The following is a 12,032-nucleotide window of genomic DNA, read 5'->3' on the forward strand; positions in this document are numbered from 1 at the left end:
TCAGGTCACCCGTTTGAATGTTCAGACGGGTGATTTTGCGTTAGCTTGGATTTCATCTAAAACGTCTTAGAAGGAGAGCATCATGATCGCCAAACGCTATTCCTATACGCTGATTTTTGTTGTTTTAGTGGTTATCGCTTTAATCATTCTGCGCATGCAATTGCCTTCAATGGTGAAAGATTACTTGAATGGCAAACTCGCGGATATGGGTGATTATCAGGGAGAAATCGCTAATGTCGACATTCATCTGTGGCGTGGCGCCTACTCTGTTCATCAACTGGAAATCACTAAAAAAGACCAACCTTCGGTGGAATTTTTTAATGCCGAAACCATAGATACTTCTGTCAGCTGGGCATCTTTATTCAAAGGCAAAGTGGTCGCAGATGTTGATTTGATAAATGCCGAAATCCATCTGGTCGATGACGAAGCAGAAGACCAGCCTGAAGAAGAATCCACCTGGCGTCAGACCGTTCAGGAAATTATTCCATTACAAATTGATCGATTAAATATTGATAATGGTGAAATTCATTTTCATAACTTTACCTCTGATCCCCAAGTACATCTGGTTTTTTACCAATTAGACGGTGAAATAACCAACCTAAGTAATGCTGAACGAAGAGATGGACTGAAATTCGCTAATTTTGATATTCAGGGGCAAGTGTTAGATAGCGCTTCGGCTAGACTGGATGGCCGCCTGGATCCCTTAGGCGATTTTCATAATTTTGAACTCAAGTTAAAAATCACCGGTATAAACCTGACAAAACTCAATGAAGTCTCTGAAGCTTATGGTAATTTTAATTTCAAATCAGGTAACGGTGATTTTGTGATGGAATTGCAGGCTGAGGAGGCTCAATTAACCGGCTATGCAAAACCCGTTCTGGATAATGTTGAAATCTTTGATTTGGAAGAAGATCTGCAAGATGGCGTTTTCAGTGCAACCTGGCAAGCCATTGTCGGTGCTTTTGGCCAGATATTCCGCAACGATCCCAAAAACCGTATAGCCACCGAAGTTGAGATACGTGGCAATCTGGATGACCCAGATGTCAGTGCCTGGCAGGCCTTTCTCGCCATTCTGGAAAATGCTTTTGTAGACGCATTCGAAAGTGATTTTGATCGTGAGACTGGTTCCGAATCATCTCCATCCCAAGACACAACATCTCAACCTGAATCTGGTTCTAAGTCCGAATCCAAATCAGAAACTGAAACCGATGCTGTTAATTGTCAGCTTCGGCCAATGTGGGATAAATGCGACTAAGTGACCAAATAACAGTAACGTTGTTTGAAATCAGTTGTTTCGAATAGCAGCCACTAATTCCGACTTGCTCATCTTGCTACGTCCCTTAATATTTAGCTGACTGGCCCGGTTATACAGCTCCTGTTTTGTCCGAGACTCCAAAGGGCTATTAGGATTGCCAGTACCCTGAGAAGTTTTTCTGGGGGTACGGCCTTCCTCACGACGTTGCTTATTGACGGTGCGAGCCGCAATTTCTTCAGCTTTATCGGTCTTTTTACCGCTTTTTTTCTGCTGATCCTTGATATGCTCATATTGACGTTCATCTTTATCTGTCCACTCGGCAACCATAAATAGTCCTCCTGTTTACAGTATTAAAAAGTCACATCCCACAGTAGCAATGCTATTGCTACCTTGCCAATATCCTAGGTTAAAGTAACCGAATCCGTGGGAGCGCCAAACTTGATAACAAGATGGTGAATGAATAAATTACAGAGATAGCCTTGCTCGCTGGTGGCTTTCAAAGGTCTACAAAACATAGGGCAATAATGCTTATAGACATACAAAATATGTCTGCATGAGGAAGCTAACATTTTCTTTCAAATAACAAAAAGGCCCTGCCTGGCATCAGCCAAGGCCCTTATTCTCTGCTTTTTTGGTTCAGTCAACTCCAGAAAAATTTCTTTGCCGAATGTGATCGCCATTTGATATCTTCTCATCGTTAGCTGCTTTGAGTGATTCAAAAGCCAACTCCCCTGAAAGTTGGTTAAAACGTTGTTGTAATTGCTCCAGTTGTTGCCAGGCCCATTGATTTTCCGGCCGTTTCAATAACCAGCTTTGCCAGTCCTGCCGGGTGTGATCGGTATTAGATTCAGCAGTGAGTTCTGCATACCACTGAGCAGCTTCTGCCAGTGCTTGCTGTTGTTGAGGCGTCAAACCTGCTGAAGAAGCGTTCATGCGTCTAACTGTTCATATAACGAAAATAACAGGCAATGCTGCGTGGCTTTGGCCATATATTTTTTGACCGAGCTTTCTGATAGCCCCATTTCTTCAGCAATTTCACGATAAGTCATGCCTTTAAGCTGGGACATTAGAAAAGCAGTTTTCACCTTTACACCCAAACCATCCAGCATGGCATCAATGCGATATAGCGTTTCCAGTACAATCATGCTCTGCTCTGCCGAGATGACTTCCTGTTCCGGTTGCTGCATTAAGGCCTGCAGGTAAGATTGTTCTATCGTGCGTCGACGGAAATGGTCGATCATCACCCGCTTTGCTACCGTTACCAGATAACTGCGAGGTTCACGAATAGCCTCAATTTTGCCATTAAAATCCGGGGCTGATAGCAATCTTACAAACGTATCCTGCGCCAAATCGGCCGCCTGATACGAACAGCTCAAACGCTCACGTAACCAGCTCTGTAACCAGCTGAAATTATTTTGATAGAGTTTTTCCAGGCTCTCTGTACGAGGTGGTGACAATGGCGCATTCATAATTATTACTTACAACCGTTAATGATAATGATTATCAGTTGCATTCTAAGATAATTAATAATTAAGAGCAATTCATAGAAACTATCTTATTTTTAGTTGCGTGAAATAATAATTAAATATATCTCGGCCTTAACGATCCAGCCATTGTCGTAACAAATTATTACGTACTCGGGAAAGCCGATCATATTGTTCTGTTTTACCGTTTTGATTGAACTCTTGACGGAGCGACTGCTCCATATCAAACAGAATCTCCCGTCGATTAGGATTACGTATCCGACTGGTGACCCAACCAACAATAACCAGTCTTTCACCATCATTAACTTCATTAACGCGATGCAGATATGTAGAGGGATATAACAGTAAATCACCCGCATCCAGTTTCCAGCTACGTTCACCGCTGCTGTCTTCTAACACTAGTTCGCCGCCCTGATACTGGGTTTGATCGGATAAGAATAAGGTGAATGAAATATCCGTACGCTGATTGTTTATCAATGCTTCATCGACATGGGTGCCATATCGCATACCTGACTGATAACGGCTTATTAAGAGACGAACGAATTGTTGTGGATAGGTGCTCTGCACAAATAAATCATTGGCTAAAAGGCGTTGTTCCACCAGCTTTAAAATGCCAGAAATTTCCGCCATATCTGCCTGCTGATTTTGCTTTACTTGGAGGGCGGCCCGGCCCGCTGTGCTCAATCCGTCATGGAACGAGACATCCTTAAGCGTTGCCTTTATCGCTTCAAGATCAACTTCTGATAAACATTGTGAGAGATGCAGGATCATATTGAGAATGAGACTCATTTATGGCAAAGTAGATAACTTATCATAACGCCACTCAGAGAGACAGACTATGCAAGAAAATCGTAAAAAATGGGTAAGCCTTGGGGTTGCACTAGCCAGTGGAATCAGTTTGAACACCACCGCAGCAGATATATCACATGATATGCATTTCACCAATGAAAATTTCACGCTGGCTGCGGCTGGTGAAGGCGAAGGTGGTGGTGTCACCGAGACTGATCTGAAGACTAATGATGTCGCTTTTTTAACGCGTTTGGGTCTGATTCGTGGTCATTTGTTAGTAGGTTATGAGTTATATAAAAAAGGCCAGGTCGATATGGCTATCACCCATATGAAACATCCACGCGATGAACTGTATGCGGGTCTGGTGCCATCAATAGAATATCGTGGTGGTGAACGCTTTGATGATGCATTAAGCAATCTGGCCGACAAAGTGACCAGCAAAGCACCTCAAGCTGAAGTGGATGAAGCCTACCAACAGCTTGAAGCCGGCATTAAAGCCGCTGAAGCAGTAGCAAAACCGGATTTAAAAAATACCCTGCAAAGTATTAAAGATTTGATTCGCACAGCAGGTGAAGAATATGCACTGGGCGTAGAAAACGGCAAACTCATTAATCTGCATGAATATCAAGATGCTTATGGCTTTACCCAAATCGCCAAACGTCGACTTGAACAACTTCCCGAAGCAACACGCAACGAGTCAACCGATACAGTTGAACAGGTTGAAGGCTATCTGGAAGAACTGGCCGGTTTATGGCCTAGCATCGCCCCTAAAGGTGATGTTGATGGAGATGCATCCAAGCTTTATGGCGCGGCAGCTCGGATTGAAATAGCTGCCTTAGGACTGTAATAAAACAATCCTCGTTCTAAGTCTGAGCTCAGCACAAACTTAGAACGAGGCATTACTCTAACGCCATTTACCGATGACCTGTTGCCGCCAGCTTAGCGGCAATATAATCGCTGTGCTCGACATGCAACAGGTTACTGATTCGTCGAATAACGTGTTGCTCTATCTGATGGATTTCCTGATCAGCGTTGGCCAGTTGCCAGAGGATATGAATTAATTCAACTTTCTTTTTCTGACTATAGCGATGATTGATTTCCGAGGTAAAGGCAAAATAATCTGTAGCAGATTTGTGTGCCTTTTCGGCTTCAGCAAGCAGACTTTTGGCAGCATCTTTATCGAGAGAAAAACGTTTCTGCAAAATAGATAGCAACATATCCCGCTCTTCATCTTTAAAATGATAATCAGCAGCAATGACTTCTATCATTAACGCAGCGGCTGCAAGTTTCACCGATAAATGTGCAGCATCACCGGTATCGTGATCCTCGAGCAATTCTCGCTGTAAAAGTTGTTTGAGTTTATCGAGCATAGGTTTCTCCTGTACTGAAGTGACAGATTAATCACGCAGCAGTTCTTAAGGATTATTTTGTCGAGTGTAAAATCACAGCCGCCTGATAACGGGGTTTTCCATAACCTAACATGCGATTGAACTCTTTATGAGTCACCGGAACGTAGAAGCTGTCGGTGAGGGTTTTGTCATCATCCCAATCAATATCTGGATCATGAAAATAGACAAAGGTATCTGAAATCGATACCAGCACCACCCAATGCGGTGATTTGTTCTGATTTAGTCGGTAAGAGCTAATCAACACTACTGCCAGTGCGCCCTGGTTCAGATAATCACGTAGTAAATTCACATCGATTTGGCGCATCTGCTGTTCAACTTCCGAGGTTTCCAGTTGTCGCATAAAATCCAGGTGCACACATTCCATCACGGCTTTTTTATCTTCACTACGAACGCCATTTACAAACGGCACATCATCACTATTGGTGATTAACGTAGTGTTGAAATAACGTCGCCATGCCGCCAACGCCAGTCCCTGTGCACTACAGCCGCCATGTCCGGAAGTCATAAATATGGTGGTAGCTTCACGCCATAACTGTAATTCCAGGCCACGATCCAGATGCATCACCGGTTGCAGCGTTTTCATGGCCATCATCAAACTGGCCGGACCACAGGTAAAGTCCGTACTTTGTGAATAATGAAATACCTGCTGATGCAGTTCTTCCGGTTGTGGCTGCAACACCTTCATCATACGTAGGGCGTTGGCATGATCCTCATAGTAGTCAGTGACGATTTCAAACTGGTGATAGCCGAGGCTTTCATAAAGTTTAATTGCACCAGCATTATCGGGCCGCACTTCCAGACGAATAAAACTGCGGCCAGCTGTCAATGCAGCCTGCTCCGCTTCACGCATCAACGCCCGGGCAATTTTCTGATTACGATATTCAGGTAAAACCGCCAGCGAATAGATGCGCCCCAGCGAAGTGCCCCGGGCATATAACAACAGCACATAGCCCATCAATTTTTGTTGCTGCTCAGCGACCAGTAATAAGGCATTAGCCTTGTTGATCATCCATTTAAAACTACGACGAGAGAGTTGATCGCTATCAAAACAGATATTTTCGATATCCAGCAGTGCATCTACATCAGCTAAAGTGGCCGCACGACGAATTCGTCTGTTGATTAACTGCCATTTGCATTAGTGGTCAAACCCTCCAGGGCCATTTCGATGACCTGGCGCCCGCGAAACAATACCAGCTCTTGCCATTGGGTCTCATCAGGACAGAAAAAATCCTGCATTGCGTGTTTAATATCCAGCGTTTTCTGATCAGACCAATCGATTTTACCGGACTGTTGTAACTGTTGATCTGCAAACAGTACTTTAAGCATTTGTTGATTGCTAAAAGTACCAAATTCAAGTGTCAGAAAACACACATTATCCCCTTGCTGATGCCAGAAGTAATCATGCAAACCGTACTTTACACCAGAAGTTGAGGTGCCGAGAGCCGGTTCGGTCACTGTCGGGCCAAATAATTGCCGCGCTTTTTTCTGACCGGCAGTTTCTGGGAGATGATCACAGATTAATTCGCCATATCCATAAGGCCCGAGTCCACTATGAATATCTATGACAATAACATTATCGCGTTTTTCCGGTTTAAGTTGTGCGACCAGCTCTTCAATGGTTTGACGTGACCAACTGGCTTTTTCGCCACCGAAATAAAGCGCATCGGCTTTGCTGTATTGGCCTTGGCTGAGCTTATCAAACTGCTCACGTTGCTCCCCAACTAAATCGACTGCGTCCTTTTGCTTACTGAGCTTTTCCCATATCGCTATCGCATCAGCAGAGTCTGGAAGTTTGGCATTAAAATCAACAAAGTTACGGTTGATATCGATACCTTCGTGGTCATTTCGGCTAGCACAGGCAAATCCCCAGGGATTTAATGCATGCACCATAACAACACACACATCGGCGGGTAAACGTCGGTGACGTCCCACAAAATCAGATTGAATTGCTGAGCCTACTCCACCCTCAACACCATGAACGCCTGAAACCAGTACCAGAATATTTTTTGCTTTAGGACTGCCAGCCCAGGCAATATCACAAAACAAACGTTCGTTTTTTGGCCCGCGAACCGGGTGAATAATATTATTGACCCGTTCGACAATGGAGCTTGTTTCCACTGCTGATATGAACTTGTCACGTGCACCAGCATAGCGCTGAGAAAAAACACTCAGAACGGCATCTGCATACATGGCAACAACTCTCCTGTAGATGAAAATTCGGCGAAGAATAGGCGACTTTCATGATTTTGACCAGATAATCAGCATAGTGGCAAAAATATTTATCACAACCATGACACAATCACTTTATGATGCACAAATCGTCTGACTAAATTGATTAGGAGCAACGCTAAAGTCATATGACTAACCATTTGATAATTCTTGAAAATATCGAAGACTGGGCACCTTACTTCCCAAGCGCGCAGGTCATCGCAGTGGATGATTATCTGCAAACCCCCTCCCCCAGTGCGAGTGAGCGTGCGCAAATTATTAACCTCTGTCACGGCCTTGAATATTTAAGTCCCGGCTATTACTGCTCAATGGTAGCTGAAGCACGTGGTCATCGGGTGATGCCGAGTTTGCGCACCATTAATGACTTATCCCGTAAAAGTCTTTATGCCTACGATTTATCGGATTTTGGTACGCACCTGGATAAAGTCATTGCGGCCAGTGATAAACAATCTGAAACCAGTTTTAAGCTGAAAGTATTCTTTGGCCAATGTGAATTTAAAGGCCTGCAGAAGCTGGCAAGACAGATTTTTGAACAGTATCCCTGTCCTATCATCGAAATCGAGTTCAGCCACAAAGGGCACTGGTTAATTTCTGCCATCAAGGCTGCTCCGCTTAATCAGCTCACTGACAGTGAGCAGGATAACTTCGCCAATGCTTTGGATGCATTCAGTCATAAGTTATGGCGCAAACCTTCAAAGCGTCGCCAATACCGATATGACATGGCCATTCTCCACAACCCCGATGAAAAAATGCCGCCCAGTGATGCCACGGCATTAAAACGCTTTATCGCCAGTGGTAAACGTATCGGTATTGATGTCGAGCTGATCACGCCGCGTGACTATATCCGTATTGCCGAATATGACGCTTTATTTATCCGTGAGACCACAGCGATTCATAATCACACGTACAAATTTGCCCGGCGGGCGGAAAGTGAAGGATTGGTCGTAATTGATGATCCGACTTCAATCATTCGCTGTACCAACAAGATCTACCTGAAAGAGCTGCTGGAAAAGCATAACTTGCCGATGCCGGAATCACATTTGCTCTATCGAAACGATAAAACCGGTCTGGAAAAAATTTGTGCTGAAGCGACTTTCCCTTTGGTAATGAAGATTCCTGATGGCGCTTTTTCCAAAGGTGTTATCAAGGTGAATAATGCCGATGAACTGCGAAGCAATGCCGCAGAGTTTTTCCAACAATCGGCAATAATCCTGTTGCAGGAATTTATGTTTACCGATTACGACTGGCGTATTGGAGTGTTTAATAACAAACCGATTTATGCCTGCCAGTATTTTATGAGTAAAGGCCATTGGCAGATTTATAACCACAATACCAAAAAAGGCACGGATTCCGGTAAATCAGCCGCGGTGCCTATTTCTGAAGTTCCGGAAAAAGTACTTAAAATCGCGGCAAAATCGGCGAAATTGGTAGGAGATGGTCTTTATGGTATCGATATCAAACAAAGCGGAAGTCGAGTCGTATTAATTGAAATTAACGACAATCCCAGTATCGATAGCGGCGTAGAAGATGCCTATCTGGGACCGGCTTTATATGACGATATCATGCGGGAATTTTTACGTCGGCTCGAAGCTCGTAAAGCGCATCGTCAGTCTTAAGCATTCCTTAGATATAAAAAAAGCGGTGGCTGATAATTCAACCACCGCTTTTTTTGGTTTAACTTATGGCGATTTAAAACGAGTAGCTGGCGCCTACATGTAGATAACGCTTTTCACCTACAAAATAGCGATAATCGCCACCACCACCGCCACCAAAGTCAGCACGTTCAGCGTATTCAGTGTTAAACAGGTTGTGCACTTTCCCGTACAGCGTCAGATTATTGGTGACATCATGGGACGCCCGCAAATTAAACACATCGTGGCCGTCGTACTTCTTGTCATTGCCATCAGTAATGTAATATTCACTCATATGCACCCACTCTAGTTCAGCACGAGTAACTGGTGTTACATTCCAACCCAGCCGAATATTCCCCATTCTTTTAGGCGCAGTTACTAAATAGTCACCTTTTTCGATACCGCTTCCTGGCTTGTTGAAGTCATACTCATGCTTGGCAAAAGTGACATTTGCACCAATATCAAACAATTCATTAAACGGGTAAAACATGCCAAGCTCCAGACCAGTATGGTTAGTTTTACCATCAGGAACATTTTCGTTGTTTGTATCAGTAAAGAAATAGTCATCTTTCTTCATATGATAAGCAGCAATTTCATACTGCAAGCCATCTCCCACCTTACGAACCCCGATCTCAATGCTATCAATAGACTCTGAATCAGCACCACCGGTACGCGAAGGTCCAATCTGGGCACGGTACAAATCGGTAGTCTGTGGTGCGCGATTACCGCGAGCATAGTTGATAAATGCAGCAGTATTATCGGTAAGCTCTTGAACTAAACCTAGTTTGGGGCTTAAGTTACTAAATGTGTCTTTACCGCTATCTGGACGTAAATATCGCGTACCAAATTCGCGTGAATCAGTGTTGTTGGTGTAGTCGTATTTAGTGTATTCATAGCGTACACCTGCGGTGACACGAGTTCTGTCCAATACCTGCCATTCACTGTGCACATAAGGGGCAACGACTGTGGCATCCACTTCATAGTCATAATGAACACCCTGTAAAAATTGTCCAAATATGGTTGGATTAAATTGAACCTCAGAAAGCTCTCCTTCTGTATATTCAAAATCTGTCCCGAAAATAACTTTGTGGCCGCCATCCAGATCCTTGGTATAAGCAGCTAAAAGTCCCACGCTGCTATGTTTGTTATTCTCCACCGGCTGTCCTGGTAGAAAATGCATCAAAAATTCCATTTCTGTATGGCGCAGATAAGGGGTTAATCTAAAGGTAGAAGAGTCTGTTAACTGGCGTTCCCACTCGGTGGATAACCGGGTCGATTTAGCATCACGATAGGCTTCAGGATTAGGATTGGTACGCGAGCGACTTTCATCTTCATAGGCTCTAAATCCTGTGATATAACCAGCGGTTTCCTGATTGAGATTGGTATGGCTGAATAAGGTTTTAAAGCTGTCGATATCGCCATAATAATCATGACGAAAGCTGACTTTTTGCTGATCGTAGCCCGAGTCACTGACATAGCCGCCGTCAGTTGTTCCATTTACGCTTAAGCGGTAACCATGCTGTCCAATGGTATCGCTCACTGTACCTTTCATTTGATACAAATCATGTGGCCCAATGGAAAGATCAATTTCTCGCTCAAGTTCCAGGGAGGGGGCGCGACTTAAAACATTGATTAAGCCGTGGACGGCGTTAGAACCATACAAGGCACTACCTGGACCGCGCACTACTTCAATCCCGCCAGCTTGCTCATAATTAACTTCAAACAGACCATTTACATTAGCGAAGCCCGCTGCGCGTAATGGAATACCATCTTCCAGAAACAGAAATGACCCGGCACCGGCACCACCGGTTAACACTGGCGAACGAATTGAAGTCAGATGCTCCTGGCCATTACCGCGCTGAATATTGACACCACTGACACGATTGACGATTTCGGTGATGTGATCCGGGCGAACCAAATCGATTTCTTCTTCTGAAATTCTGCCGGTATTCCCCGCTAAATCGAGGATTGGCGTTCCCGAGCGGGTGCCGGTAACAACCAGCTCGTCCAGAGATAAGTCCTCTTCTTCCTGAGCTTAAGCAGGTAAGGCGATATTCATGCTGGCCAGGGCCATCAATATGGGTAATTTGCGTAAGGTTGGCATGAGCTATGGTTCCTAGATTATATGTTGTAAAAATTTAACGAATTTTCTCATGTTGTCTTTTTACAACACATCAGAAAAATCCTTAATTGACGTTGAAAAACGTCCTATCATCCCCATCTAATGACCCAGATCAATTTTTTTCGAATGAGCCCATGGAATACAAAGACTATTACAAAATCCTTGGCGTAAGCCGGACAGCAACACCAGAGGAGATAAAAAAAGCCTATCGCACACTGGCTAGGAAATATCACCCTGATGTCAGCAAAGAGGTGAATGCCGAAGAAAAGTTCAAAGAAGTCGGTGAGGCTTATGAGGTGCTGCGCGATAAAGAAAAGCGTGCACAATATGACCAGTTTGGTGGACAGTTCCGTCACGGTCAATCGTTTTCTCCACCTCCAGGCTGGGAGGAAAATGTCGGTGGCTTCGGTCAGGGTAATTTCAGCAGCTTTTTTGAAAACATGTTTGGTGGCATGGGCGGAATGGGCGGCGGTCAACAGGATAACTTTTTTGCCCGTGGTGAGGATGTAAGCGCCAAAATTACTATTTCACTGGAAGATGCGTTTAACGGCGCGAATAAATCGATTCGCCGTCCTGCCGGTGCCACGCAAACGGGTACCGTTAACGTCAAGATCCCTGCCGGCATCGAACCGGGTAAAAAAATTCGTTTAAGCGGACAAGGTAAAGCTGGAATGAGTGGTAAAGCGGGTGATTTATATCTGGAAATCCAGATTGCCCCACATTCGCTTTATCGGTTGGAAGGCAAGGATGTCTACCTGGATTTGCCAATTACGCCATGGGAAGCAGCATTAGGTGCCAAAATTACCGCCCCAACTTTAGCTGGAAAAATTAGTTTGAATATCCCTGCGGGCACTCGAAGTGGTCAAAAAATGCGTTTGAAAGGCCGCGGGCTTCCCGCTAAAACGCCCGGTGATCAATTTGTGGTTTTACAGATAATGACTCCTCCGGCGACGACTGCCGAAGCGAAAAAGTTTTATCAGCAAATGGCTGAAAAACTTCCGTTTAATCCAAGAGAGAACATTGAATAAGCATTTTGAGGTAGAGACAAAATGATGAATAAACTGAAATCTGCTGTTATCTGGTTGGCCGGTGTAACTCTGTTGACGCAGGTTG

Annotated in this window: 12 protein-coding genes; 4 read left to right on the forward strand and 8 right to left on the reverse strand. The window is 44.3% G+C overall.

Annotation, left to right across the window (positions count from 1 at the left end):
* Positions 1-82 precede the first annotated feature (82 nt).
* Complete coding sequence (locus tag AC08OG_RS00085; protein WP_292358432.1) at positions 83-1,255, forward strand: DUF748 domain-containing protein; 1,173 nt, start codon at positions 83-85, stop codon at positions 1,253-1,255.
* 30 nt (positions 1,256-1,285) lie between these two features.
* Here the strand turns inward: AC08OG_RS00085 and AC08OG_RS00090 are convergent, their stop codons facing one another.
* From AC08OG_RS00090 to AC08OG_RS00105, 4 genes are all read right to left on the reverse strand, one after another.
* The gene (locus AC08OG_RS00090; protein ID WP_292358433.1) at positions 1,286-1,582 is read right to left on the reverse strand and encodes a Rho termination factor N-terminal domain-containing protein; all 297 of its coding nucleotides are present in this window, start codon (positions 1,580-1,582) and stop codon (positions 1,286-1,288) included.
* A 309-nt stretch (positions 1,583-1,891) separates the two neighbouring features.
* Complete coding sequence (locus tag AC08OG_RS00095; protein WP_292358435.1) at positions 1,892-2,188, reverse strand: DUF4880 domain-containing protein; 297 nt, start codon at positions 2,186-2,188, stop codon at positions 1,892-1,894.
* Positions 2,185-2,724, reverse strand: coding sequence for a sigma-70 family RNA polymerase sigma factor (locus AC08OG_RS00100; protein WP_292358437.1), 540 nt, complete (start codon positions 2,722-2,724; stop codon positions 2,185-2,187). Before AC08OG_RS00100 ends, AC08OG_RS00095 begins: the two co-directional genes overlap by 4 nt.
* Before the next feature lie 129 nt (positions 2,725-2,853).
* The gene (locus tag AC08OG_RS00105) at positions 2,854-3,528 is read right to left on the reverse strand and encodes a Fe2+-dependent dioxygenase (RefSeq protein WP_292412779.1); all 675 of its coding nucleotides are present in this window, start codon (positions 3,526-3,528) and stop codon (positions 2,854-2,856) included.
* A 49-nt stretch (positions 3,529-3,577) separates the two neighbouring features.
* Between AC08OG_RS00105 and AC08OG_RS00110 the strand changes: the two genes are divergently transcribed.
* A complete protein-coding gene (locus AC08OG_RS00110; protein ID WP_292358438.1) occupies positions 3,578-4,375 on the forward strand; it encodes a hypothetical protein in 798 nt (265 codons plus the stop codon).
* Between the two features lie 67 nt (positions 4,376-4,442).
* On the opposite strand, the gene AC08OG_RS00115 is transcribed toward AC08OG_RS00110, so the two are convergent.
* The 3 genes from AC08OG_RS00115 to AC08OG_RS00125 all read right to left on the reverse strand — a co-directional run bounded on the left by AC08OG_RS00115 (position 4,443) and on the right by AC08OG_RS00125 (position 7,127).
* Entirely contained in the window at positions 4,443-4,898 is a 456-nt protein-coding gene (locus AC08OG_RS00115) for a tellurite resistance TerB family protein (RefSeq protein WP_292358440.1), read from the reverse strand.
* A gap of 52 nt (positions 4,899-4,950) precedes the next feature.
* Complete coding sequence (locus AC08OG_RS00120) at positions 4,951-5,946, reverse strand: GNAT family N-acetyltransferase/peptidase C39 family protein (RefSeq protein WP_482929854.1); 996 nt, start codon at positions 5,944-5,946, stop codon at positions 4,951-4,953.
* Positions 5,947-6,056: 110 nt separating this feature from the next.
* Positions 6,057-7,127 (reverse strand): DUF2817 domain-containing protein, encoded by a 1,071-nt coding sequence (locus AC08OG_RS00125; protein WP_292358443.1) that lies wholly within the window; start codon positions 7,125-7,127, stop codon positions 6,057-6,059.
* Positions 7,128-7,294: 167 nt separating this feature from the next.
* Here AC08OG_RS00125 and AC08OG_RS00130 point away from each other — a divergent pair, with 167 nt between their 5' ends.
* A complete protein-coding gene (locus AC08OG_RS00130) occupies positions 7,295-8,782 on the forward strand; it encodes a RimK family protein (protein WP_292358445.1) in 1,488 nt (495 codons plus the stop codon).
* Positions 8,783-8,855: 73 nt separating this feature from the next.
* On the opposite strand, the gene AC08OG_RS00135 is transcribed toward AC08OG_RS00130, so the two are convergent.
* The gene (locus tag AC08OG_RS00135; protein ID WP_349676191.1) at positions 8,856-10,808 is read right to left on the reverse strand and encodes a TonB-dependent receptor; all 1,953 of its coding nucleotides are present in this window, start codon (positions 10,806-10,808) and stop codon (positions 8,856-8,858) included.
* 245 nt (positions 10,809-11,053) lie between these two features.
* On the opposite strand from AC08OG_RS00135, the gene AC08OG_RS00140 reads away from it, so the two are divergent.
* Positions 11,054-11,947, forward strand: coding sequence for a DnaJ C-terminal domain-containing protein (locus AC08OG_RS00140; protein ID WP_292358446.1), 894 nt, complete (start codon positions 11,054-11,056; stop codon positions 11,945-11,947).
* Positions 11,948-12,032: the final 85 nt, after the last annotated feature.

This window comes from Methylophaga sp. F7, assembly GCF_056863975.1.

Coding starts and splice junctions, on each gene's coding strand:
- AC08OG_RS00085 (WP_292358432.1), top strand. CDS start 83: ATGATCGCCAAACGCTATTCCTATACGCTGATTTTTGTTGTTTTAGTG.
- AC08OG_RS00090 (WP_292358433.1), bottom strand. CDS start 1,582: ATGGTTGCCGAGTGGACAGATAAAGATGAACGTCAATATGAGCATATC.
- AC08OG_RS00095 (WP_292358435.1), bottom strand. CDS start 2,188: ATGAACGCTTCTTCAGCAGGTTTGACGCCTCAACAACAGCAAGCACTG.
- AC08OG_RS00100 (WP_292358437.1), bottom strand. CDS start 2,724: ATGAATGCGCCATTGTCACCACCTCGTACAGAGAGCCTGGAAAAACTC.
- AC08OG_RS00105 (WP_292412779.1), bottom strand. CDS start 3,528: ATGAGTCTCATTCTCAATATGATCCTGCATCTCTCACAATGTTTATCA.
- AC08OG_RS00110 (WP_292358438.1), top strand. CDS start 3,578: ATGCAAGAAAATCGTAAAAAATGGGTAAGCCTTGGGGTTGCACTAGCC.
- AC08OG_RS00115 (WP_292358440.1), bottom strand. CDS start 4,898: ATGCTCGATAAACTCAAACAACTTTTACAGCGAGAATTGCTCGAGGAT.
- AC08OG_RS00120 (WP_482929854.1), bottom strand. CDS start 5,946: ATGATCAACAAGGCTAATGCCTTATTACTGGTCGCTGAGCAGCAACAA.
- AC08OG_RS00125 (WP_292358443.1), bottom strand. CDS start 7,127: ATGTATGCAGATGCCGTTCTGAGTGTTTTTTCTCAGCGCTATGCTGGT.
- AC08OG_RS00130 (WP_292358445.1), top strand. CDS start 7,295: ATGACTAACCATTTGATAATTCTTGAAAATATCGAAGACTGGGCACCT.
- AC08OG_RS00140 (WP_292358446.1), top strand. CDS start 11,054: ATGGAATACAAAGACTATTACAAAATCCTTGGCGTAAGCCGGACAGCA.